Source organism: Neisseria sp. P0004.S004, assembly GCF_051963335.1.
Lineage (GTDB): Bacteria > Pseudomonadota > Gammaproteobacteria > Burkholderiales > Neisseriaceae > Neisseria.
Genome location: NZ_JBQCUK010000002.1, coordinates 169,287 through 194,016, shown reverse-complemented (window position 1 = coordinate 194,016; position 24,730 = coordinate 169,287). Strand labels below are relative to the sequence as shown.

Sequence of the window (24,730 nt, the reverse complement as noted above, 5' to 3'; positions counted from 1 at the left end):
ATCCTCATCACTTCGCTAGTGCGTTGTGAATCAAGAAGACCGAATAATATAGGCTTTACTGAAACCTGTCTACCCTTTTCACGGATATTTTTTATATTTTTATTTAACTATTTGAAATTAAACAATATAAAATTAACGTAAAATCCCTACTCCTGACAAATCCTGCGCCATTTTGGCGGCGGAGTTATCGGTCATGCCACCAACAAAATCCAAAATCTTCATATAGGCCTGATACAGACTGTCTTCAGGAAGAATCGGATTGTGCTTTTTCAATAATTCCAATGCCAGAGACTGACGCGTTGCCAACTGTTTTTCAGCAATCAGGGCATAAGCGGCAGGGACAAGCAAATCCAAGATGGAGCCTAAGCATGGGAACGTGGCGATTTCGGTCAAGAGTTTGGTGTGATGACGAAAAATCCGTGTTTGCGCCAATTCTTTCGCTTTTGCCAAAGTGTTTTGCACTTGCGGGCTGCACAGAGCAAGCAAGTCTTTGCCTTTGAATGTTCCATCCAGTAAATCGGACTGATGCAGCATAAAGGTTTGCGCGACATCATCAATCGCCTTGCCGATCGCAATGCCGCGCAACATGGCGCAACGCTGACGGCTGGAGCTGGCGTGCCACGCGCTTTCGGCAAAGGTCAGTTCGGACAAAATACTTTCTACTTCCGTATCCGTGAGCAAATCCAATTCGACGGCATCTTCCAAGTCCAGCAAGGCATAGCAAATATCGTCGGCGGCCTCCATCAAATAAGACAAAGGATGGCGCGCCCAGCTGTCTGCTCCTGCGGAAACCAGCCCCAATTCGTCGGCAACTTGACGGATAAACGGCAACTCGGTTTGATAAATATTGAATTTTTTTCTGCCGTTCGGATGTTGCGTTGTCCACGGATACTTCAACAATGCGCCGATGGCTGCCGCAGTCAGGCGCATTCCGCCAGCCTCGGGATACATTTCAAGGCTGGCGACGATACGCAGGCTATGCGCATTGCCTTCATAGGTTTGAATATCGTTGCGTTCCGCTTCGTTTAATGTGTTCAGATAAATTTGATGTTCAGGCCGTCTGAACCAATCACGCAAAGCATCTTCGCCGGTATGGCCAAACGGCGGATTGCCCAAATCATGCGCCAAACAGGCAACCTGCACCACGGCACCAATATCGCTGGGCGTATTGCCCTGCGGCAAAAAACCGCCGTTGTGCAACATCACGCCCACGCGGTTGCCCAAGCTCCTGCCCACGCTGGCAACTTCAACGCTGTGCGTCAGGCGGTTGTGCGTCAAATCGTGTTGCGCCAGCGGATGCACTTGCGTTTTTCGGCCAAGGCGGCGGAAGGCTCCGGAAAAAACGACCCGGTCGTAGTCGATGTGAAAATCCGTACGCAAGGCATCGGCACCTTCCTGAGTCGAAGGGGTAACGGTCGGCACGATTTCGCCGTTTTGGGGACGGAAGCGTTGGGTGGACAATAAGTTTTGCCAATTCATTCGGGTATTCATAAGCGTTTCCTAAAATGAAGCAAAGGCCGTCTGAAACATATTCAGACGGCCTTATGCTTATTTACCGCGCATCAATTCAAAGAAATCGTCATTGTTTTTGGAGTCTTTGAGTTTGCCCACCAAAAACTCGGTCGCTTCGATTTCGTCCATCGGATGGAGGAATTTACGCAAGAGCCACATGCGCTGCAACTGATCGTTCGGCACCAGCAATTCTTCGCGGCGCGTACCGGATTTATTGATGCTGATGGCCGGGAACAGGCGTTTTTCTGCCATGCGGCGGTCAAGGTGCAATTCCATATTGCCCGTACCTTTGAACTCTTCGTAAATCACGTCGTCCATGCGGCTGCCGGTTTCAACAAGCGCTGTCGCAATAATGGTAAGCGAACCGCCTTCTTCAACATTACGCGCGGCACCGAAGAAGCGTTTCGGACGGTGCAAAGCGTTGGCATCGACACCGCCGGTCAGAATTTTGCCCGAAGTCGGCACAACGGTATTGTAGGCACGAGCCAAACGGGTAATCGAATCCAGTAGGATAACCACGTCTTTTTTGTGTTCGACCATACGTTTGGCTTTTTCAATCACCATCTCGGCCACTTGTACATGGCGTTGCGCAGGTTCGTCAAACGTAGAGGAAACGACTTCGCCGCGTACAGAACGGCTCATTTCGGTTACTTCTTCCGGACGCTCGTCAATCAACAGGACAATCAGCTCGACATCGGGATAATTGGCGGTAATGGCGTGGGCAATGTTTTGCAACATTACGGTTTTACCGGTTTTAGGCGGCGCCACCAACAATGCACGTTGGCCTTTACCGATCGGGGAAACCAAGTCGATGGCGCGGCCGGTCAGATTCTCTTCGGCTTTGATGTCGCGCTCGAGTTTGAATTGTTCGGTTGGGAATAAAGGCGTGAGGTTTTCAAAAAGAATTTTGTGTTTGCAGACTTCGGGCGGATCGCCGTTGATGGTGTCGAGGCGGACAAGCGCGAAATAGCGCTCGTTGTCTTTCGGCACACGCACGCTGCCTTCGATGGTGTCGCCGGTGTGCAGATTGAAGCGGCGGATTTGCGTGGGAGAAACATAAATATCGTCAGGACCGGCAAGATAAGAAGTATCTGCGCTGCGCAGGAAACCGAAGCCGTCAGGCAGGATTTCCAGTGTACCCGAACAGGTAAAGCTGACATTCTGCTTCATCATCTGGCGGACGATGGCAAAAACGAGGTCTTGTTTGCGGAAACGGTTGGCGTTTTCAATGCCATGTTCTTCTGCCATTTCCAAGAGTTTGGAAATGTGGAGGGTTTGGAGTTCTGAAACGTGCATAGTATTGATATATTTTGGATGGTATCAGAGAGATGGCACACAGGCCGTCTGAAAGTATGAAATCGTGCCGCAGGATACGGTAGATTTTTGAGAAAGTTGAATTTTAGGCAGTTGGAGGCAGGGTGTCAAATTTTTAAATCGAACACTGAGCCGAGACCATAATCTTACCCTACAATAAGATTATGGCCGGCAACAGCTTGGCAATCGCAACCCTATCGCCAAAAATCCGAGTATTTACCCAACTTCAGACGGCCTTTTGTCCGTACCGCATCAGCGTCATGCCGCCGACCGCCGCCGCGCAGCCCGCAACCAGCGAAATATGCAACGGTTCGCCCAAAACCCACGCCGAAGACAGCACACCGAAAATCGGCACAAGCGTAATATACGCCGCCGCGCTGCCTGCACCCAAAGTCTTTACGCCTTCGAAATACCACGCATAGGCCAATACCGTCGCACCGATAACCAGCCATGCCAAGGCCGTCCAACCGCGCCCATCCATTGCCGCTATCGCCTCAAACGGCATTCCGTCCGTCCACAACGCCACCACCGACAACATCAACGCACCAATGAACGACGTTGCCGTCGTTACCGTCAGCGCATCTATCCCGCGCAAAACCGCGCGACCGATTAAGGTATAAGCCGCCCAACAGACCACGCATCCGAAAATCAGCCACTCCCCCGCCTTGATGCCGCCCGACAATACCGTCAACGGCTGCCCTTGCGTTACCACCATAATGGCACCGCCGACCGCCAGCAGCATACCCGCCAAAATCTTCGCATTTAAACGCTCGCCGAAAAACCAAGTTGCCAACAGCAGCGTCAACACGGGATTCACCGCCACAACCACCGCCGCCTTGCCTGCCGGCATAGTCTGCAAACCCAGCATAAAAAACACCGCATAGCCGCACACGCCGACGGAAGCGGCTGCCGTCAGACCCAGCCATTGCCGCACCGACAAAGCCGCCAAAGTCGTGAATCTGCTGCGCGCAAACAACCAGCCCAGCAACAAAACCGAAGCCAAAACAAACCGAACCGCCCCGCCCGTCAGCGGCGGCAGCGACTGCCCCAACATCCGCCCCATCGGCCAGGACGCGCCCCACAACACCGCCATTCCCAGCAGTTTCAAATGTACAGAATAACGTTCCATCTCATCCCTTTTATCGGCAAAGGCCGTCTGAAAACCCGATTTCACGTTTTCAGACGGCCTTCAATATAGCGACTGCAAACAGATTACTTAGGCTGCCAAGAATCTTTCAGCGTTACCGTGCGGTTAAACACCGGCGTATCTTTGCTGTGGTCTTTGCGGTCGGTGACGAAATAGCCGATACGCTCGAACTGCCAACGGCTCTCCGCCGGCAAATCTTTTGCGACAGGTTCGGCGTAGGCGGTGATTTCCTTGATGGATTCAGGGTTGAGGAAATCGGTAAACGGCAGGTAGTTGCCGTCTTCGCCGCGCACGGCATCGGGACGCTCGACGGTAAAGAGGCGGTCGTACAGGCGGACTTTGATTTCTGCTGCGTGTTCGGCGGAAACCCAGTGAATCACGCCTTTGACTTTGCGGCCTTCGGGATTTTTGCCCAAGGTATCGTGGTCGATGCTGCATTTGAGTTCAACCACATTGCCTGCCTCGTCTTTTACTACTTCATCGCACTTGATGACATAACCGTGGCGCAAACGCACTTCGCCGCCGGGAATCAGGCGTTTGAAGCCTTTAGGCGGATTTTCGGCAAAGTCATCGGCTTCGATATAGATGGTTTGTGAAACAGGTACTTCGCGATCGCCCATTTCTTCGTGGTTCGGATGGAACGCGGCACGGCGGCTTTGGGTTTTACCGGCTTCAAAGTTGGTCAGGGTAACTTTGAGCGGATTCAAAACCGCCATCAGGCGCGGGGCGGAGTTTTCCAGCTCTTCGCGAATCGCGCCTTCCAACACGCTCATATCGACCACGTTTTCAGATTTGGAAATACCGGCGCGTTTGGCAAACAGGCGCAGACCTTCGGGCGTGTAGCCGCGGCGGCGCATACCGGAAATCGTTGGCATACGCGGGTCATCCCAGCCGAAAACATGGCCGTCTGAAACCAGTTGGTTCAGCTTGCGTTTGGACGTGATGGAATACAGAAGCTCCAAACGGGAAAACTCGTATTGGCGCGGACGCGTGGCGTGCGGCGCGGGGATGTTGTCCAGCACCCAGTCGTACAGCGGACGGTGGGCTTCAAACTCGAGTGTACACAAGGAATGCGTGATGCCTTCGATGGCATCGGAAATGCAATGCGTGTAGTCGTACATCGGGTAGATGCACCATTTGTCGCCGGTGTTGTGGTGATGGGCGCGGCGGATGCGGTAGATGACGGGATCGCGCATATTGATGTTGCCTGATGCCATGTCGATTTTCAGGCGCAGGGTTTTGCTGCCGTCGGGGAACTCGCCGTTTTTCATGCGCGTGAACAGGTCGAGGTTTTCTTCGATACTGCGGTCGCGGTAAGGGCTGTTTTTACCCGCCTCGGTCAGCGTACCTCGGTATTCGCGCATTTCTTCGGGCGTCAAATCATCGACATATGCTTTGCCGTCTTTGATTAAGCCGACGGCGTAGTCATACAGCTGGTCGAAATAATTGGAAGCGAAACGCGGCTCGCCCGCCCAATGGAAACCGAGCCACTCGACGTCTTCTTTGATGGCGTTGACGTATTCGTCGTTTTCTTTTTCGGGGTTGGTGTCATCGAAACGCAGGTTGCACAAGCCGTCGTAAATATAAGCCAAACCGAAGTTCAGGCAGATGGATTTGGCGTGGCCGATGTGCAGGTAGCCGTTGGGTTCGGGCGGGAAGCGGGTTTGGATGGCTTCGTGTTTGCCGCTTTTTAAGTCTTCTTCAATGATGGTGCGGATGAAATGGTTGTCCGCGAATTGGTCTTTATTCAACATAATATTTCTTTGATGGAAAGATGATTTTCTGTTTTCAGACGGCCTGGGCATTCAATCAGGCCGTCTGAAAGGAATGGAATGATGGCTCAATTGTACCCGACTTGGCTACTTTGATACAGGGTCGACAACCTGCCACGCCACGCCGCGCTCGTTTAGGGTTTTCTGCATGGCGGCAGATGGTGTGCGGTCGGTAAACAGCTTATCGAATGCGCCGATATCGCCCAGTCTGACCAAGGCATTGCTGTTGAACTTGCTGTGGTCGACGCCGAGATAGCGCACGCGGGCATTGTTCACCATCGCCTGCATGACGCTGACTTCCTTGTAATCGTCATCCAAAAGCGAGCCGTCGTTTTCTATGCCGTGGGTACTCATGATGGCATAGTCGACTTTGAATTGATTGATGAAATCGACAGTCGCCACGCCGGTAATACCGCCATCCAACGGACGGACCACGCCGGAAGCGATGATGACCGTGTAGTCGGTACGCGCCGCAGTGATGGAGGCGGCGTAGATGTTGTTGGTGATAATCCGCAGGTTTTTACGCTGTCTGACCAACTCGGCGGCGACGGCTTCCATGGTGGTGCCGATGCTGATAAAGAGCGAGGCATTGTCGGGAATGGTGGAAGCAATCAGCCGGGCAATGGCGTTTTTTTCCTGCTGCTGATGGTTGCGCCGCTCCTGCCCTGCCGTTACGACTGAAACGTCGCCCAAAGACGCGCCGCCGTGATAGCGTTTGAGCTGTCCGGTTTCGCTCAATTCCTGCACATCGCGGCGTATGGTTTGCGGCGTCACATCCAAATTCGCCGCCAGCTCTTCCACCGTCATAAAGTTATGTTCGCGGACAAGGGTGAGGATATGTTCGTGTCTTTGGATTTTGGGTTTCATGGCGTTTTACTTTGCAGGGATAAACCAATGGCCGTCTGAATATTTCAGACGGCCTTTTTATTGTCAAACCGATTACATTTCGAGTTTCTGTTCCAAGCGTTCGATGCACGCGCTCAAGTGGCGGCGCATGACTTTGGTCACACGGTTGCGCTTGCCGGCCACCAATAAATCGAGGATTTCGCGGTGTTCATGGTGCGAATTGGAATTGATGGTGCGCTTTTCTTTGCGAAGCGGATCGGAAACGGCCACAATCAGTGAAGAACGCGCGCACAAGGTATTCATGATTTCAAACAGGACGTCGTTGTCCAGCAGCCGCGCCAATTCGACATGGAAGGCATTGGACAGGCGGTTCCAACCCACGCGGTCGCCGCTTTCGGAGGCTGCGGCCTCTTGCTCAATCATGGCGTAAAGCGGTTGCAGGCGCGTTTCCAAATCAGGCATATCGATGAGGACGCTCAAAATCATGCTTTCCATTTCGATACGCGTGTTGAACACGTCTTTCATTTCTTTCAAGTCCGGCACATGGACAAATGCGCCGCGGTTGGGCTGCAAATCGACGATTTTATCGTGCGCCAAAAGCGATAATGCGCCACGCACGGTATTGCGCGAGCAAACCATTTGCCGGCACAGCTCGGACTCGGTCAATTTTTTGCCCGGCAGCAGCAGATGGTCGGTAATCCCGTCCAAAATCAATGCGTACACGCGGAAGAGTTCGGAATCGTGACGCTCTTCCAAAATAAGCGATGAAGTTGCAGGCGCAACGTTGGTATTATTTTCGTAATCCATAATGTTTCCCCAGTATCCGTATTAAGGCACAAGCGTTTACAAACCTGCAGCTTTCGGGGGTGTTTAAAATATAATTAAAAATTGTTGACAATGTTAAACGAAACTTGCACAATGAGGTCAACAAGCCAAGTTATAAAGGCTGATAGAGAGAGAGAAAAAGGAATAAAAAGCAAGCAGATATATTCATGTTAATGCGTGAATATATCTGCTTTTTTTGTGGGTAGCCGGTTCACGCTCCGATACTCCCACCCTGAAACTGCCCTATTCTGTTTCGACGATCTCGAAGCTGTGGCTCATTTTTGCCGCTTTACCCAGCATAATCGATGCGGAGCAATATTTTTCGGCAGACATCTGTACGGCGCGTTCAATCGCGCTTTCTTGCAAACCCCGGCCATACACTTTGAAGTGGATATGGATTTCGGTAAACACGCGCGGCGCGGTGTCGGCGCGTTTGGCAGTCACTTCGGCACGGCAGTCGGTGATTTTTTGGCGTTGTTTCTCAGCAATCATCACCACATCGATGCTGGAACAGCCTGCCACGCCCAACAGCAGCATTTCCATCGGGCTGGGGCCGCGTTTGACTTCGCCTTCAGCCGCCGCGCCTTCCATTACGACGCTGTGTCCGTTTGCCGTTGTGCCGACGAAGCACATTCCGTCTATCCATTTTGAAGTCACTTGCATGGTGTGTTTTTCATCCGTAAAAGCATTAATCTGATATTGTAAACAATTCCTAGTAATAAACCTAGTCAGGCCGTCTGAAAAATACAATCCATTACAATCGGGTCGAACGCGTTATTCGTCCCGATACGCCCAATGGTTGACCGGCCCGTGCCCTGCTCCGATGCCCAGAGGGTGGGAAATGGCGGCGGCGATATAGTTTTTTGCCGTCTGAACCGCTTCGGGAACGCCAAACCCTTTTGCCAACTCGGCAGCAATACAGGCTGAAAACGTGCAGCCTGTGCCATGCGTATGCGGCGTTGGGAAACGTTTGCTGTTCAGCTCGATGGTTTCGTTTGGCGTAAACAGCCAGTCGGTGCAATATTCGCTTTGGCTGTCGGCAAGATGGCCGCCTTTAATCACTACATTTTTCACGCCCCAATCCTGAAGAATTTTGGCGGCGCGTTCCGCATCTTGGCGGTTTTCAATATTAATACCCGTCAAAGCCTGCGCTTCGGGCAGATTGGGCGTCAAGACATCCGTATGCGGCAGCAACAGGCGTTTCATGGCTTCAACGGCTGAATTTTCCAACAACGGCGCGCCGCCTTTGGCAATCATGACCGGATCCAACACGCGTTTGCCGAAGTCGCATTCGGCGGTTTGTTCCGCCACGCATTCGATGATTTCCGCCGTACCCAGCATGCCGATTTTATAAGCGCGGATGTGAAAATCCTCCTGAATCGCGGCAATCTGCGCAGCAATCATGTCAGTCGGTATCGGATGCACTGCCGATACGCCCAAAGTATTTTGTGCGGTAACCGCAGTCAGTACGCTGGTGCCGAACACGCCGCGCATCTGAAACGTCTTCAAATCCGCCTGTATACCTGCGCCGCCGCCGGAATCGGAGCCGGCAATCGTCAGCGTTTGAATAAAAAGTTCGTCCATCGTATCCTCCTGTTTTTCAGACGGCCTTTTGCTTATCGTTGTTGAAAGCCGTTTGGTTTTATCCGCAAACAAGTCATGCGCCGTCTATCTTTCCGAAAGCCTTATTTGTTGTTTTACCCAAAACAAACGTACGTTCTCGGGCGGAATATCTTAACAAACAAAAGGCCGTCTGAAAACTATTTTCATTTTCAGACGGCCTGTTCAATGTTAAACCTATTCAGGCTTAATCTTCGTATGCGTCAATCGGCAAGCAGGAGCAAACCAGATTGCGGTCGCCATAGACCTCATCCAAACGTTTCACACTCGGCCAGAATTTGTTTTCACGCACGAACGGCAACGGGAAGACGGCTTCTTCGCGGGAATATGGGTGCGCCCATTCGCCGGTTACGTCGGCGGCAGTGTGTGGGGCGTTGACCAGCGGATTATCGTCTTTCAGCCATTCGCCGCGCACGACTTTCAGCACTTCCTGTTTGATTTGTTTCAGGGCAGCGATGAAGCGGTCGAGTTCGGCTTTGCTTTCACTCTCGGTCGGCTCGATCATCAGCGTGCCGGCAACAGGGAAGGAAACCGTCGGCGCGTGGAAGCCATAGTCCATCAGGCGTTTGGCGATGTCGGTTTCGGTGATGCCGCTTTCGGCTTTGAGCGGACGCAAATCAACGATACATTCGTGCGCGACGCGGCCGTTTTTGCCTGCATACAGAATCGGATAGTCTTCGCTCAAGCGTTTGGCGACGTAGTTGGCGTTGAGCAATGCCCAGCGCGTTGCCTGTTCCATGCCTTGTTTGCCCATCATGGTCAGGTACATCCAAGTAATCGGCAGGATGGACGCAGAACCGAAAGCTGCGGCGGCAACGGCGGTTTGGTCGGCACTGGCGCTGTGGGTGTCGGTCAAAGCGTGTCCCGGTGCAAACGGAGCGAGGTGGGCTTTCAAACCGATAGGGCCGACGCCCGGGCCGCCGCCGCCGTGAGGGATACAGAAGGTTTTGTGCAGGTTCATGTGCAACACGTCCGCGCCGACTTCGGCAGGTTGCATGATGCCGATTTGGGCGTTGAGGTTGGCGCCGTCCATGTAAACCTGTCCGCCGTTTTCATGGATGATGCGGCAGATGTCGCGGATGCCTTCTTCGTACACGCCGTGGGTGGACGGGTAGGTAATCATGATGGCGGACAAAGCGTCGCGGTGTTGCTCGGCTTTGGCTTTCAAATCTTCGATGTTGACGTTGCCGTGTTCGTCGGTATCGACAACGACGACTTTCAAACCGAGCATGGCGGCAGTCGCAGGGTTGGTGCCGTGGGCGGATTTGGGAATCAGGCAGATGTTGCGGTGTCCCTCGCCGTTGGCTTCTTGATAGCGGCGGATGGACAGCATGCCGCTGTATTCGCCCTGCGCGCCGGAGTTGGGCTGGAAGGAAATCGCGTCAAAGCCGGTGATTGCTTTCAGGCTGTTTTCCATGTCGGTCAAAAGCGCGCGGTAGCCTGCGGCTTGGTCTTTGGGAGCGTAGGGGTGGATGTCGGTGAACTCTGCCCAAGTAATCGGCAACATTTCCGCAGTCGCGTTGAGCTTCATGGTGCAGCTACCGAGCGAAATCATACTGCGGTTCATCGCCAAATCGCGGTCTTCGAGTTTTTTCAGGTAGCGCAGCATTTCGTGTTCGGTGTGGTAACGGTTGAACACGGGATGTTGCAGAATATTGTCTTGACGCAGCAACTCGGCGTTCAGACGGCCTTTGACGTCATCGGCAAATGTAGCCGTATCTTTGCCGGTAAACGCGCGGTACAAATCAGTTAAATCTTCGCGTGTCGAAGTTTCATGGAAGGCTGCCGCAACTTGAGTATCGTTGACGCGGCGCAGGTTGTAGCCCAGTTCCAAAGCGGTTTGGAATACTTGGTCTGCTTTCTCTTTGCTGCCGAAATCAACGGTAACGGTATCGAAGAAGACTTTGTGAACCACATTCAGGCCGTCTGAAACCAGCGCATCGGCAAAGGCAGAAGCCAGCGCGTGAATACGGTTGGCGATGCGTTTTACGCCTTCGGGGCCGTGGTAAACGGCGTACATGCCGGCCAAGTTCGCCAGCAATGCTTGTGCGGTACAAATATTGGATGTCGCTTTTTCGCGGCGGATGTGTTGCTCGCGGGTGGACAAAGCCATGCGCAAGGCAGGTTTGCCCGATGCGTCTTTGGATACGCCAATGATGCGACCCGGAGCAGAACGTTTGAACTCGTCTTTAAACGCGAAATAAGCAGCGTGCGGCCCGCCGAAGCCCATCGGTACGCCGAAGCGCTGGGTATTGCCCAAAGCAATGTCCGCGCCCAATTCGGCAGGCGATTTCAGCAAAACCAAGCTCATGATGTCGGCGGCAACGGCCACGATTGTGCCTTTTGCTTTCAGACGGCCGATAACGTCCTGCAAGTCTTGCACATCGCCGTCTTTACCGACGTATTGGAACAGCGCGCCGAAGTATTCGCCTTCATCCGCTTGGGCAAAATCGCCGACCACCAGTTCAAATCCGAAATATTTGGCGCGGGTTTTCATCACGTCCAAAGTCTGCGGATACACGCGCGCATCCACAAAGAAACGCTCGGATTTCACTTTGCCCACGCGGTGCGCCATCGCCATCGCTTCAGCGGCGGCAGTTGCCTCGTCCAGCAAAGACGCGCCTGCCACAGGGAAACCGGTCAAATCGATACACACTTGTTGGAAGTTCAACAAAGCTTCCAAACGACCTTGGGCAATTTCCGCCTGATACGGCGTGTAGGCGGTGTACCAACCCGGATTTTCCAATACGTTGCGCAAAATCACGTTCGGCACGCGGGTCGGGTAATAACCCAAGCCGATATAGGATTTGTTGATCACGTTTTTCGCCGCAATGCCTTTCAGCTTCGCCAAAGCGTCCGCCTCGGTCAAAGCCTCGGGCAGGTCGAGTTCAGACGGCATACGGATGCTTTGCGGCACGGTGTTGCCGACAAAATCGTCCATACTCTTCTCACCGAGCGCTTCCAAAAGCGCAGCTTCGTCGCCGAAACTCAAATGGCGCGCGGCAAATTCGTTCGGGTTGAACAATTCAGATAGTTTCATTTCTACTCCTTTTTTGTTATCGGTATCAAAACCGCTTTTTCTTTCAGATGTTGTTTCAGACGGCCTCCGCCCACTTCGGACGACATGCCAATATTTCCCTATAAACCGGACAGGTTTCCACATGCGCACCGGACAGGTAGCCGGTACTCATCAGAAATTCGCCGACGATTTCGCCGCCGACAAATTTGAAATGTTTTTTAAACAGCTTCACCCATTCTGCCTTGTCGAGCGGATGGTGCGCATCCAGCCAGTTTTTGAATGAGCCGTATTCTTGCTGTATTTGTTTAATTTGTCGCGCGTTATAAATGGCTGCGTTGATTTTCAGGCGGTTGCGGACGATGCCTGCATCGGCAAGCAGCCGCTCAATATCGGCTTCGTCAAATGCGGCGACCGTCTCGATATCGAAACCTTTAAATGCCGTCTGAAATGCCTGCTGCTTCTTCAACATCAGCGTCCAGCTCAAACCCGCCTGATTGATTTCCAACACCAGCCGCTCAAACAATTCATTGTCGTCCTCAATCGGAAAACCGTATTGCGTGTCGTGATAATGTTGGTTGGGGTTGTCCGTATCGTCGGGTAGCGTGGCGACAAATTCGCAGTAATTCATGTTTATTGAGGAAAAATTGAAACAAAGGCCGTCTGAAAGTATTTTCAGACGACCTAAGACCTGCACCATCAAACAGGCGCAAAACCTGTTTGAATGTTTGCAAAAATCAAGCTACTTCGCCTGCGTATTGTTCGGCAGTCAACAGACCGTCGTAATCGGCAGGGTTGGCAGGTTTGATTTTGAAGAACCAGCCTGCGCCGTAAGGGTCGCTGTTGGCAGTTTCCGGCGCGCTTGGCAAATCTTCGTTGACGGCAACGACTTCGCCTGCAATCGGCGCGTACACGTCAGACGCTGCTTTCACAGACTCAACCACACCGGCTTGCTCTTCGGCAGCCAGGTTTGCACCGACTTCGGGCAGCTCGACGAACACGATGTCGCCCAACAGCTCTTGCGCGTGATGGGTAATGCCGACGGTAACGGTACCGTCTTCTTCAAGGCGCAGCCATTCGTGGCTGGCAACGTATTTCAGTTCGGCTGGGATGTTGCTCATGGTTTGATACTCCATTGATAGGGGGTTATTTTCAGACGGCCTCTGCGTGAATCAATATCCACAGATGCCTTGTTCAATGCTTTCTATAAACGTCCGTAACGGACGACAATTAAAACCTGCTTTCAGACGGCCCTTAACAAATAAAGGCCGTCTGAACCGATATTAATCAAACTGTTTTTGACCGTTGCGCACAAACGGCAGCTTCAGTACGCGTACGTCCACTTCTTTGCCGCGTATCAAGACTTTGGCGGTATCGCCGTCAAAATCTTTCGGTACGCGCGCGATGGCGATGGATTGTTTCAGGCTTGGAGAGAATACGCCGCTGGTGGTTTCGCCTTTGCCTTTGTCGGTCAACACTTCCATATGCGCGCGCAGGATGCCGCCTTTGTCGAGCAGCAAACCGACTTGTTTGACGGCAACACCTTTTTCTTTCAATGCCAGCAAGGCGGCTTTACCGACGAAATCGCGGCTTTCGTCTTTCAAGTCAACAGTCCAACCCATGCCTGCTTCAAGCGGGCTGGTGTCGTCGTCCATATCGTTGCCGTAGAGGTTCATACCGGCTTCCATGCGCAGGGTGTCGCGTGCGCCGAGGCCGCAAGGCTGTACGCCTGCTGCTTGCAGGGCTTTGAAGAATGCGACGGCTTCAGTGCCCGGCAGGATGACTTCGACGCCGTCTTCGCCGGTATAGCCTGTACGGGCGACAAACCAGTCGTTGCCCAAGTCTGCACCTTGGAACGGTTTGAGGTTGTGGACGACATCCGCCCATTCGGGTTTGACGGTCAGGAGTTTTTCAATGGCTTTAGGACCTTGTACGGCGAGCATACCGAGGTCGTAGCGCGGATTGAAGGCAACGCCAAACTCTTGTCCAACTTTGTGGAATTGCGCCGTGTCTTTTTCGCGGGTCGCGCCGTTGGACACGATGCGGTATTGGGTTTCGGCTTCGTTGGTGCGGTAAACGATCAAGTCGTCAATCACGCCGCCGTTATCGTTGAGCAGCGCGGAATAAAGGGCTTTGCCGACGAAGGCGAGTTTGGCAACGTCGTTGGCAATCAGTTTGCGGAAAAAGGCTTTGGCATTTGCGCCTGCTACGTCGGTAACAAGCATGTGTGATACGTCGAACATACCGGCGTCGGTGCGCACGGCTTCGTGTTCGGCGATTTGCGAACCATAATGGATGGGCAGCTCCCAGCCGGCAAAATCGACCAGCTTCGCGCCTGCATCTTGATGGGCTTGATAAAACGGGGTGGTTTTCAGGGCAGTCATTCTCAAGTTTCTCCGGATTTATTGTTCAGATGCCGCCCGCGCACCTATGCGCGGATGACCCTATCTGTCCTTGAACCTGAGATTTTCGGCCGTATCCGCTGGATGGCAAACCAGTCTGCTCACTGCTTTGCGCGGTTGTCTGAATGGTGGTTCAGACGGCCTTCTCCCCTTCGGTGGACGTTATTCAAACGCCGCTCTCCAGATTGTTTGTTTCAATGTGCAGTCCCTGATACCTGAGCGATTTAAGGGTGTCTGCGCCTTCGGTGGCCACATGTAGTTGGGTGTAGCTCTCTCCTGCACATGCTCCGATTATGGCTTGAATCGGCGGTTTGGGCAAGTGGCCGACGAATATTTATGATGTGAATATTCATCTTTTTATCAAAACGGCCGACCGCAAACCTTTGCAAAATTGCCGGATATGCGGCAAATGTTTTTGCAAAAGTCTCAGGCCGTCTGAAGCCCTTACCCGTTTTTCCTATATAATTCTGTTTTTTCGATTTATCTGCGTCCATCATGAACCGCCTCAAACGCATTAAAACCATCCTCTGCACGCTCTACCGCTACCGCCTTGCCGAGCTGATTGCCTCGCTGGTCCGTCCGGGTTGGGCGCGGACTTTCCTCAATATGCTGCCGCAGTCGTCCAAGTTCAAACACGAAACGCCTGCCGTGCGCCTGCGTTTGGCGTTGGAAAGCCTGGGGCCGATTTTCATCAAATTCGGACAGGTATTGTCCACGCGTCCCGATTTGATTCCACACGATTACGCGGTCGAACTGGCAAGGCTGCAAGACAAAGTGCCGCCGTTTGACGCACAGCTTTCGCGCTCGCAAATCGAAAAATCGCTGGGTCAATCCATCGACACTTTATACGCGGAATTTGAAACCGAGCCGGTCGCCAGCGCGTCCATCGCCCAAGTACACAAAGCCCGCCTGCATTCGGGCGAACAAGTAGCGGTCAAAGTCTTGCGCCCCAACCTTTTGCCCGTTATCGAACAGGATTTGTCACTGATGCGCTTTGGCGCGGGCTGGGTGGAACGTTTGTTTTCAGACGGCAAGCGTTTGAAGCCGCGCGAAGTGGTGGCCGAATTTGACAAATATCTGCATGACGAATTGGACTTGATGCGCGAAGCCGCCAATGCCAGCCAACTCGGTCGCAATTTCCAAAACAGCGATATGCTGATTGTGCCGAAGGTGTTTTACGACTACTGCACCAGCGACGTGCTGACCATCGAATGGATGGACGGCACGCCGGTATCCGATATTGCCAAACTCAAAGCCGACGGCATTGATTTGCACAAACTCGCCGATTACGGCGTGGAAATCTTCTTCACGCAAGTCTTCCGCGACGGCTTTTTCCATGCGGATATGCACCCCGGCAATATTTTGGTCGCCGCCGATAACCGCTACATCGCCCTCGACTTCGGCATCGTCGGTACGCTGACCGATTACGACAAACGCTATCTCGCCATCAACTTCCTCGCCTTCTTCAACCGCGACTACCACCGCGTCGCCACCGCACACATCGAATCGGGCTGGGTACCTGCCGACACGCGCGCGGAAGAATTGGAAGCCGCTGTCCGCGCCGTGTGCGAGCCTGTGTTCAACAAACCGATTTCGCAGATTTCCTTCGGCTTGGTGCTGATGCGCCTGTTTGAAGTCAGCCGCCGCTTCAATGTCGAAATCCAACCGCAGCTGGTATTGCTGCAAAAAACGCTGCTCAACATCGAAGGCTTGGGCCGCCAACTCGATCCCGATTTGGACTTGTGGAAAACCGCCAAACCGTTTTTGGTGCGCTGGATGAACGAACAGGTCGGCCCCAAAGCCCTCTGGCGCAACCTCAAAAACGAAGCCCCCGACTGGGCGCAAATCATCCCTTCCCTGCCGCGCAAAATCAGTGCGCTGATTGATGAAAACCGCCAACAGGAAATGCGCGATGCCTATGTGCATCTGGTCAAAGTACAGCAACGTCAAAGCCTGTGGCTGGGTGCGATTGCGGTTGTTTTGCTGCTGATTTTGCTGTTTAAGTAAACCGTAATACAGCTTTAAACGACATAATAAAGGCCGTCTGAAATCTGATTTTCAGACGGCCTTTATTATGCCGACCTATTCTTTTTTCTCGTGCTGAACATGTCCGCTTTCGGCTTCGATATGCCGTCTGAAGCGCAAACCTGCGGCATGGTAAAACGGATGCGGCGAGAATTGGCGCGAGACTTGCGAAGCGAAGATGCAAGTCAACAGCATCCAAAACAGTAAATTCTGTCCGCCCGTCATTTCCATGACCACCACGGCGGCAGTCAACGGCGATTGGGTCGCGGCGGCAAGGAATGCGGCCATGCAGAGCAAAACCGCGACATTGGACGCGTCGCCCAGTTGCGCGAAAGAAGCCATGTGTTCGCCTATCATCGCGCCGATGGTTAACGACGGCGTGAAGATGCCGCCGGGAATGCCTGCCCAATAGCTGAACACGGTTGCCGCCCATTTTGCGGCAGCCAAGCCGAACGGCGCTTCATACGCGCCTTTGAGTGCGGCTGCGGCTTCGTGATAGCCCGTGCCATAGGTTTTACCTTGATAAAACGTACCGAGCAACGCCAGCAAAATACCCATCACAAAGGCAACCACCAACAAATGGCGGCGAATGAAACTGCGCCAGCGTACCGGTGCGAATGCCGCCGCGCCGCGATACAAAAAGCTGCCGAACAATCCGCCTGCCACACCGCAGACGATGCCCGACACCGCCGCCCACATCAGCATATTTGGCAGCTCATGCCCTTGAAAACCTGAGAAATACGGGTTATTGCCCTGTATCGCCACTTGAATGAAACCGGCCGCCAACACGCCCATCAGGATTTGACGTTCCCAACGTAAAAGCACGCCGCGCCCCAATTCTTCGATGGCAAACACCACGCCGGCCAAAGGCGCGTTAAACGCCGCCGCCAAACCGCCGGCCGCGCCTGCGGCAATCAAATCGTTTTCCTGCATGCCCCTAAACGCCAGCCCGTGCTTTTTACACCACGCGCCCCAAGCGTTCATGACCGCCGCACCCACTTGTACAGACGGCCCTTCCCTACCGATCGACGCCCCCAAAATCATGCCCAAAAACGTCAGCGGAATCTTAAAAAAGGTTTCGCCCAGACGAATCAGACGGGTTTTCTGCGCGCCATACGGCAAAGACAACGAAGCGATGACCTGCGGAATACCGCTGCCGGAAGTGTACGGCGCAAATTTGCGCGTAAACCACGCCAAAAGCGGCAAGCCCAGCGGCAAAGCCACCCACGCAAACCACGGATATTTGCCCACCAACAAAGCGTTCCATTCCAAAGCCAAATCCGCCAAACGCGCAAACAGCAAAGCCGTCAGGGCAACCAGCGCCGAGCCTGCCAGCAAAAACAGAAAAGCCATGCTTTTTTTCGACAAGCGTTTGGTTTGGCGGATTTTGTGGGCGAGGCGCGCCGCCCAAGTCTGTGGAAATTTCATCATAAACACGCAGTCAATGTGTTCAGACGGCCTTGATACTTTTCTCAAAGGCCGTCTGAACACAAGGATAAAGGTTTTTTAAGAACGGTAATCCGCGTTAATCGACACATACTCGTGCGACAAATCGCAGGTATAGACGACCGCCTCCGTATCGCCGCGTTGCAAATCGATGCGGACGGTGATTTCCGGACGGTTCATCACGGCTTGTCCAGCCTCTTCGGTATAGCTTTCCGCACGGCCGCCGTTTTCGGCCACCAACACGTCATCCAGCCACATTTTCAAAGCATCAACATCCAAGTCTTCAATACCGGCATAGCCGACGGCTGCCAACAGACGGCCCAAGTTCGGGTCGGAGGCAAAGAACGCGGTTTTCACCAAAGGCGAATGGGCGACGGCATAAGCCACCTTGCGCGCTTCTTCGCAGGTTTTCGCGTTTTGCACTTCAATCGTGATGAACTTGGTCGCGCCCTCGCCATCACGGACAATCGCCTGCGCCAATTCCAAAGCCAGCGAACCGAGCAAGGCTTTAAGCTGGGCATAGCGCGGATCGGCGGTATTGTCGATTTCGCTCTGACCGCAACGGCCTGTCGCCATAATCACGAAGCTGTCGTTGGTGCTGGTATCGCCGTCCACGGTAATCGTATTGAAACTTTCGTCTGCGATTTCTTGGGTCATCAGCTGCAAAATCGGTTGTGACACTTTGGCATCGGTGGCGATAAACGACAACATGGTCGCCATGTTCGGATGAATCATGCCCGAGCCTTTGGCGATGCCGGTGGCGCGGACTGTGTGTTTATCGCCGACCAGGCCTTGGCGCGAAGCGGCTTTCGGTACAGTGTCCGTCGTCATGATGGCACGCGCCGCGTCCGACCAGAATGCAGGGCGCACTTGCGGCAAAGCGGCCACGATTTTATCCACAGGCAGCGGCTCCAAAATCACGCCGGTCGAAAACGGCATCACCTGATTGGATTGGCAGCCGACCTGTTCCGCCGCCGCCGCGCACACTTTAATCGCGTCCAGACGGCCTTGCGCGCCGGTACCCGCATTGGCATTGCCCGTATTGACGACTAAGGCACACACACCGTCTTGGTCAAACAGGTGCGACTTGGCGATATGCACCGGCGCGGCGCAGAAACGGTTTTGCGTAAACACCGCGCCCACCGTATGGCCGCCGCCCAACACCATCAGCGTCAAATCGTCGCGGTTTTGTTGCTTGATGCCGGCACGACCCGTAAACAGACGGATGCCGTCGATTTCCAACAATTCGTCTGCACGTTTTTCAGTCAAATTTACAGCCATATCATTTTCTCCTGTTTTACACTGTTTTCAGACGGCCTAAACGCTATACACCCAATAAGGGAATCAAGATAGGCACCAATACCGCCGTCAATACGCCGTTGAGCGTCAAGCCCAAGCCGGCATACGCGGCCATACGGCGGCCGTATTCCAAAGACGCTGCAATCCCCATCGCATGGGAAGCCGTCCCTAAAGACATCCCCACTGAAGAAGGCATATACAACGCCCCTTTCAACACTTTATATCCGGCCATCTGTCCAAAAAGTCCGGCGATAATCACCGTTGCCGCCGTAATCGCCGGAATACCGCCGACCGATGCCGTGATTTCAATCGCAATCGGGTTGGTTACCGATTTGGAAGCCAACGACAAAACCACATCGCGCGACGCGCCCAGCCATTTGGCGAAATACACGCCCGTAACAATGCCTGTCACGCTGCCCGCCAATTGCGACAACACCACCGGCAACCACTGGCTGCGGATACGGTCCCAATTTCGATAAAGCGGCACGGCCAGCAATACGACCGCCGGTTTCAACCAAAAATCGATAAACTGCGCCGCATCGTGATACAGCTCGTAATCAATGGCAAATACCTTCAAATACCCCATCAACACCAGCGTGCTGATCAATACCGGATTGCACAAAACGTTTCCCGTACGCACCCGAATCTGCACCGCCAAAGCATAAACGGCCAAAGTCAGAAACAGCATAAGCACGGGCATACGCAACAAATTGTCGATATCGCCCATCACATCAGCCTCCTGACCCACTCATGCACCTTGCCCGTGACCAACAACACGCACACCGTACTGGCGATGGTGGCCGTCAAAATCGAAAACCAGTCGTTTGCAATCACATCTAAATAGCTGATGACGGCCACGCAAGGCGGCACCAAAAACAAAGTCAGGTTCGCCATCAAAATGTCCGCCAGCTCTTCCACCCAAGACAATTTGACCCAGCCGGCCTGAAGCGCGGCAAACAGCAACCCCATGCCGACAATGCTGCCCGGCAGCTTCAACCCCAAAATCCAAACGGCCGCCTCGCCCAAAGTCAGACAACCCAATACCACCAATAAGGCACGAATAATATTCATTAAGCCGGTTTCTCCCTATCTTTTTCAGACGGCCTCAAAAAATTTATTAATCATTGAATCATATCGTGCCACAGGCCGTCTGAAAAGGGAAGAAACGCCTTCTTTCAAGTTTAATGAAAGATAAGCATGATTGCTCCGGCGGATTGGCTTCGGAGCATTGAAACCCTTGTCCTGCTTTTGTCTTTAACGGCCGCTGCAAACCGGACATTCGGGATTGCGTCTCACCCCGTATTGCCGCCATTGTCCGCTCAATGCGTTGTAGGTGGAAAGTTTGCCGTGCGACGGCGTGCCGATACCGAGCAGCACTTTGAGCGCTTCGGCGGCTTGGGTCGTTCCGACAACACCGACCAAGGGCGAAAAAACGCCGAACAATGCACAAGCGCCGTCATCGGCTTGTTCGCCGTCAAACAGGCAGGCATAACAAGGCGTATCGGGAAGGTCGGGGCGGTACACGGCGATTTGTCCGTCAAAACGGACGGCCGCGGCGGAAACCAAAGGCGTGCGCGCGGCAACGGCGGCGCGGTTGACCGCCTGGCGCGTGGGATAGTTGTCGGAACAATCAAGGATGATGTCGGCGGCGTTTGCCAATTCGACCAGCCTGGCCTCATCGAGAAATTCAGCCATGGCCGTAATGTGTGTTTGGCTGTTGATCTGTTTCAGACGGCCTTGCATGACCAAAGCCTTGTTTTTGCCGATGTCGGCTTCGGTAAACGTGATTTGGCGTTGAAGGTTGGTCTCGTCGATGGTATCGGCATCGGCAATCGTCAGGCTGCCGATACCGGCGGCGGCAAGATACGGCAAGGCCGCCGCACCCAGCCCGCCGCAACCGACAACGAGCGCATGGGCGGCCAAGAGTTTTTCTTGGCCTTCGATACCGATTTCATCCAGCAGGATATGGCGGCTGAACCGCAAAAGTTGTTGATCGTTCATCATAACAATAAGGCCGTCTGAAACCGAATATTCAGACGGCCTGAGTGGTTTAGAAATTGATATTTTCGTAGGCGTTGTCAAACAGGAAAGGACGACCTTCGCTGCTGGTTTCGGATTCGAGGCGGATGCCGCTGAGCATCATATTGCGGTCAACGTCTTTCATCATGTCGTAAACGCTCAAGAGCGCCAAATTGAGGCCTGTCAGGGCTTCGGTGGCAATGCTGCCGTTGCTGTGCGCTTGGACGGTCAATGTGGCCTTCAAGCAGGCCAGCTCAACGTTAATATCGAAATCAACCTGCACGCCGATGATGCGGCCGGGCAGGTGCAGCGGAATCAGGTTGGCGGTCTGTTTGATGCTCTGAATAGCGGCAACGCGGGCGATGGTCAGAATGCTTGCCTTTTCGGTTGCATTCTCTATCAACACCCGTACCGCCTGCTGGCTCATGTTGATGGTACCGACGGCGACGGCGGTGTGTTGCTCAGGAAAATCGGGCTGGTTGGGGAATTCGATCATGGGGTTCTCGCCTCTGTTTTGACAGCCAATATTTTACGGCATTTTACAGACACCGGCCACGCGGCGGATACGGACGGCTGTTTTCCGGTTTGAAATGTATCGGACGGCAGCATTGGCAGTTTACAAAAATTTGCTATACAATGGATTCGGGACAAACCCAAATTAACATTTAAATAAGAGAAAAATCATGCAACTGCATATCTTAAACAATCCCAAAGATGCCGCTTTGGCAGCGGATGCGGAATTTTTAAAACAGTCTCTGTTCAATCTGCTGCATGAGGAAGCATCGCCTTTGGTGGTTGAAACCGTTAAGTTATTATCGACTTCAGACGACAGCGCCGCCTTGATTGAGAAGGTGTTGCCGCAACTGGACGAACAGCAAACCCACGATTTAACCCTGGCCTGCGGCCTGTTCGCACAAATTCTGAACATCGCCGAAGACGTGCACCACGAACGCCGCCGCCAAATCCACGAAGAAGCCGGCCACAGCGGCGCGGAAGGCAGCCTGACGGAAACCGTGCGCAAGCTTAAAGCCGGAAAAGTCAACGGCAAATCGGTGCAGAAACAACTGGACAATACCGTCGTTACTGCCGTTTTGACCGCGCACCCGACCGAGGTACAACGCCAAACCGTCTTGAGCTTCAACCGCCGCATCCGCGCGCTGCTGCCGCAACGCGAACGCTGCACTAATCCTGATGCACTGGCTCAATTGCGCCGCGAAATCGACACAGTCCTTTTGGGCTTGTGGCAGACCAGCGAAACGCGCCGCCACAAACTCAGCGTCAACGACGAGATCAACAACGGTGTATCCATCTTCCCAATGAGCTTCTTTGAAGCCCTGCCCAAACTCTACCGTACAATGGAACGCGATTTTCAGACGGCCTATCCCGGTGTCCGCGTTCCGAATATCCTCAAAATCGGCGGCTGGATCGGCGGCGACCGCGACGGCAATCCGTTTGTCTCTGCCGAAACCCTGCGTTTTGCGTTCAGACGGCATGCCGACGCCGTATTCCGTTTCTATCGCGGCGAACTCGACAAACTCTATCGCGAATTGCCGCTCTCCATCCGCCGCGTCAAAGTCAATGACGATGTGATGGCACTTTCCGCCCAGTCTCCCGATGAAGAAATCGCCCGCGCCGAAGAACCCTACCGCCGCGCCATCGCCTACATCATGGCACGCGCTATGGGCAAGGCACGTTCACTCGGTTTGGGCATGGGCTGCAAATTCGGCTTCCTCGAGCCTTATGCCACGGTCGAAGAGTTCCTCAACGACCTGAAAAAACTGCAACGCTCGCTCCACGAAAACGGCAGCCAACTGCTGGCTGAAGGCCGTCTGGCCGACATTATCCGCAGCGTGTCCGTGTTCGGCTTCCACATGATGCCGCTCGACCTGCGCCAACACGCAGGCAAGCACGCCGATGTGGTTGCCGAACTTTTCCAACACGCAGGCTTGGAAGACTACAACAGCCTGAACGAAGAGCAAAAACAAACCGCCCTGTTGCGCGAATTGAGCCATCAACGCCCGCTGTACAGCCCGTTCATCACATACAGCGACCATACCCGTCACGAACTGGCGATTTTCAACGAAGCGCGCAAAATCAAAGACGAATTCGGCGAAGATGCCGTGACGCAAAGCATTATTTCCAACTGCGAACAACCCAGCGACCTGCTCGCCTTGGCATTGCTGCTGAAAGAAAGCGGCCTGTTGACAGTGGAAAACGGCAAACCGCGCAGCCGCATCAATATCGTGCCTCTGTTTGAAACCATCGAAGCGCTCGAAAACGCCTGTCCTGTCATGGAAACCATGTTCCGCCTCGACTGGTATGACGCCCTGCTCGAAAGCCGCGGCAACATCCAAGAAATCATGCTCGGCTACTCCGACTCCAACAAAGACGGCGGCTACGTTACCAGCTCATGGTGTCTGTATCAGGCCGAGTTGGGCTTGGTCGAACTCTTCAAAAAATACAATGTCCGCATGCGCCTGTTCCACGGCCGCGGCGGCAGCGTAGGTCGCGGCGGCGGCCCTTCTTACCAAGCCATCTTGGCGCAACCTGCAGGCAGTGTTGCCGGACAAATCCGCATTACCGAGCAAGGCGAAGTCATTACCGCCAAATACGCCGACCCGGGCAATGCCCAACGCAACTTGGAAACCTTGGTCGCCGCGACTTTGGAAGCCAGCATCCTGCCGGACAAAAAAGACCCTGATGCCAAGCTGATGCAGGATTTGTCGGACGTATCGTTCAAATACTACCGCGAACTGATTACCCACCCCGACTTCATCGACTACTTCCTGCAAACCAGTCCGATTCAGGAAATCGCCACCCTCAACCTCGGCAGCCGTCCCGCCAGCCGCAAAACCCTGGCGCGGATTCAGGACTTGCGCGCGATTCCGTGGGTATTCTCCTGGATGCAAAACCGCCTCATGCTGCCGGCTTGGTACGGTTTCGGCAGCGCAGTGGAAACCTTGTGCGAAGGCAAACCCGAAACCCTCGCCGCCCTGCGCGAACACGCCCAAAGCAACCCATTCTTCCAAGCCATGCTCTCCAATATGGAACAAGTGATGGCGAAAACCGACATCACCTTGGCGGAAAACTACGCCGGCTTGAGCGAATCGCCCGATAAAGCAAAAGTCATCTTCGGCATGATCAAGGAAGAATACCAACGCAGCCGCAAAGCACTGCTCGACCTGCTGCAAACCGAAGAGCTTCTGCGCGACAACCGCAGCCTCGCCCGTTCGCTTGCCTTGAGGATTCCATACCTGAATGCCCTCAACGGCCTGCAAGTCGCCATGCTCAAACGCCTGCGCAAAGAGCCTGACAATCCACACGCCCTGCTGATGGTTCACCTGACCATCAACGGCGTGGCGCAAGGTTTGCGTAATACCGGTTAAAGCAGTACGGAAAAAAGGCCGTCTGAAACAGTTTTCAGACGGCCTTTTTATGATGAACATACACCAGCATTGCAGCTGTTTTGAGTGCCTCCACAATATGC

The 24,730-nt window shown here is 53.7% G+C and carries 20 protein-coding genes and 1 riboswitch; of the genes, 2 read left to right on the top strand and 18 right to left on the bottom strand.

Annotated elements, in window-relative coordinates; translation table 11 throughout:
- Nucleotides 1–132 precede the first annotated feature (132 nt).
- The 12 genes from ACTHRY_RS02355 to gcvT form a co-directional block, all read right to left on the bottom strand.
- On the bottom strand, nucleotides 133–1,491 hold the full coding sequence (locus ACTHRY_RS02355; RefSeq protein ID WP_049322530.1) for a deoxyguanosinetriphosphate triphosphohydrolase: 1,359 nt from the start codon (nucleotides 1,489–1,491) through the stop codon (nucleotides 133–135).
- Nucleotides 1,492–1,548: 57 nt separating this feature from the next.
- Nucleotides 1,549–2,808, bottom strand: coding sequence for a transcription termination factor Rho (gene rho, locus ACTHRY_RS02350; RefSeq protein ID WP_003748836.1), 1,260 nt, complete (start codon nucleotides 2,806–2,808; stop codon nucleotides 1,549–1,551).
- A gap of 244 nt (nucleotides 2,809–3,052) precedes the next feature.
- The gene (locus ACTHRY_RS02345) at nucleotides 3,053–3,955 is read right to left on the bottom strand and encodes a DMT family transporter (RefSeq protein WP_440373996.1); all 903 of its coding nucleotides are present in this window, start codon (nucleotides 3,953–3,955) and stop codon (nucleotides 3,053–3,055) included.
- Nucleotides 3,956–4,038: 83 nt separating this feature from the next.
- A complete protein-coding gene (locus ACTHRY_RS02340; protein WP_049322528.1) occupies nucleotides 4,039–5,727 on the bottom strand; it encodes a glutamine--tRNA ligase/YqeY domain fusion protein in 1,689 nt (562 codons plus the stop codon).
- 105 nt (nucleotides 5,728–5,832) lie between these two features.
- On the bottom strand, nucleotides 5,833–6,612 hold the full coding sequence (locus tag ACTHRY_RS02335) for a DeoR/GlpR family DNA-binding transcription regulator (RefSeq protein ID WP_440373995.1): 780 nt from the start codon (nucleotides 6,610–6,612) through the stop codon (nucleotides 5,833–5,835).
- Between the two features lie 72 nt (nucleotides 6,613–6,684).
- Entirely contained in the window at nucleotides 6,685–7,398 is a 714-nt protein-coding gene (locus ACTHRY_RS02330; RefSeq protein WP_049348122.1) for a GntR family transcriptional regulator, read from the bottom strand.
- Nucleotides 7,399–7,659: 261 nt separating this feature from the next.
- Nucleotides 7,660–8,079, bottom strand: coding sequence for an OsmC family protein (locus tag ACTHRY_RS02325; protein WP_003684499.1), 420 nt, complete (start codon nucleotides 8,077–8,079; stop codon nucleotides 7,660–7,662).
- Nucleotides 8,080–8,190: 111 nt separating this feature from the next.
- A complete protein-coding gene (gene thiD, locus ACTHRY_RS02320; protein WP_049322525.1) occupies nucleotides 8,191–9,000 on the bottom strand; it encodes a bifunctional hydroxymethylpyrimidine kinase/phosphomethylpyrimidine kinase in 810 nt (269 codons plus the stop codon).
- 223 nt (nucleotides 9,001–9,223) lie between these two features.
- Nucleotides 9,224–12,076, bottom strand: coding sequence for an aminomethyl-transferring glycine dehydrogenase (gcvP, locus tag ACTHRY_RS02315; RefSeq protein WP_440373994.1), 2,853 nt, complete (start codon nucleotides 12,074–12,076; stop codon nucleotides 9,224–9,226).
- Nucleotides 12,077–12,131: 55 nt separating this feature from the next.
- Nucleotides 12,132–12,683, bottom strand: a complete 552-nt coding sequence (locus ACTHRY_RS02310) for a DNA-3-methyladenine glycosylase I (RefSeq protein ID WP_049322523.1) — start codon at nucleotides 12,681–12,683, stop codon at nucleotides 12,132–12,134.
- Between the two features lie 106 nt (nucleotides 12,684–12,789).
- Nucleotides 12,790–13,188 (bottom strand): glycine cleavage system protein GcvH, encoded by a 399-nt coding sequence (gcvH, locus tag ACTHRY_RS02305; RefSeq protein ID WP_049322522.1) that lies wholly within the window; start codon nucleotides 13,186–13,188, stop codon nucleotides 12,790–12,792.
- A 147-nt stretch (nucleotides 13,189–13,335) separates the two neighbouring features.
- Nucleotides 13,336–14,436, bottom strand: a complete 1,101-nt coding sequence (gcvT, locus tag ACTHRY_RS02300) for a glycine cleavage system aminomethyltransferase GcvT (protein WP_049322521.1) — start codon at nucleotides 14,434–14,436, stop codon at nucleotides 13,336–13,338.
- Nucleotides 14,437–14,646: 210 nt separating this feature from the next.
- Nucleotides 14,647–14,743, bottom strand: a riboswitch (glycine riboswitch).
- A gap of 206 nt (nucleotides 14,744–14,949) precedes the next feature.
- On the opposite strand from gcvT, the gene ubiB reads away from it, so the two are divergent.
- On the top strand, nucleotides 14,950–16,461 hold the full coding sequence (gene ubiB / locus ACTHRY_RS02295) for a ubiquinone biosynthesis regulatory protein kinase UbiB (RefSeq protein WP_049322520.1): 1,512 nt from the start codon (nucleotides 14,950–14,952) through the stop codon (nucleotides 16,459–16,461).
- Nucleotides 16,462–16,536: 75 nt separating this feature from the next.
- Here the strand turns inward: ubiB and ACTHRY_RS02290 are convergent, their stop codons facing one another.
- The 6 genes from ACTHRY_RS02290 to ACTHRY_RS02265 all read right to left on the bottom strand — a co-directional run bounded on the left by ACTHRY_RS02290 (nucleotide 16,537) and on the right by ACTHRY_RS02265 (nucleotide 21,739).
- Nucleotides 16,537–17,907, bottom strand: a complete 1,371-nt coding sequence (locus tag ACTHRY_RS02290) for a chloride channel protein (protein WP_079453746.1) — start codon at nucleotides 17,905–17,907, stop codon at nucleotides 16,537–16,539.
- Between the two features lie 78 nt (nucleotides 17,908–17,985).
- A complete protein-coding gene (argJ, locus tag ACTHRY_RS02285) occupies nucleotides 17,986–19,206 on the bottom strand; it encodes a bifunctional glutamate N-acetyltransferase/amino-acid acetyltransferase ArgJ (RefSeq protein WP_049322518.1) in 1,221 nt (406 codons plus the stop codon).
- A gap of 43 nt (nucleotides 19,207–19,249) precedes the next feature.
- On the bottom strand, nucleotides 19,250–19,951 hold the full coding sequence (locus ACTHRY_RS02280) for an LrgB family protein (protein ID WP_049322517.1): 702 nt from the start codon (nucleotides 19,949–19,951) through the stop codon (nucleotides 19,250–19,252).
- Nucleotides 19,951–20,295 carry a CidA/LrgA family protein gene (locus ACTHRY_RS02275; protein ID WP_049322516.1) on the bottom strand — a complete coding sequence of 115 codons (345 nt, stop codon included), beginning with the start codon at nucleotides 20,293–20,295 and terminating at the stop codon, nucleotides 19,951–19,953. Before ACTHRY_RS02275 ends, ACTHRY_RS02280 begins: the two co-directional genes overlap by 1 nt.
- A gap of 183 nt (nucleotides 20,296–20,478) precedes the next feature.
- Nucleotides 20,479–21,225 (bottom strand): HesA/MoeB/ThiF family protein, encoded by a 747-nt coding sequence (locus tag ACTHRY_RS02270; RefSeq protein WP_193388256.1) that lies wholly within the window; start codon nucleotides 21,223–21,225, stop codon nucleotides 20,479–20,481.
- Between the two features lie 49 nt (nucleotides 21,226–21,274).
- Nucleotides 21,275–21,739, bottom strand: coding sequence for a cyclic pyranopterin monophosphate synthase MoaC (locus ACTHRY_RS02265; RefSeq protein ID WP_049322514.1), 465 nt, complete (start codon nucleotides 21,737–21,739; stop codon nucleotides 21,275–21,277).
- 187 nt (nucleotides 21,740–21,926) lie between these two features.
- Between ACTHRY_RS02265 and ppc the strand changes: the two genes are divergently transcribed.
- On the top strand, nucleotides 21,927–24,629 hold the full coding sequence (gene ppc / locus ACTHRY_RS02260) for a phosphoenolpyruvate carboxylase (protein ID WP_049322513.1): 2,703 nt from the start codon (nucleotides 21,927–21,929) through the stop codon (nucleotides 24,627–24,629).
- Nucleotides 24,630–24,730: the final 101 nt, after the last annotated feature.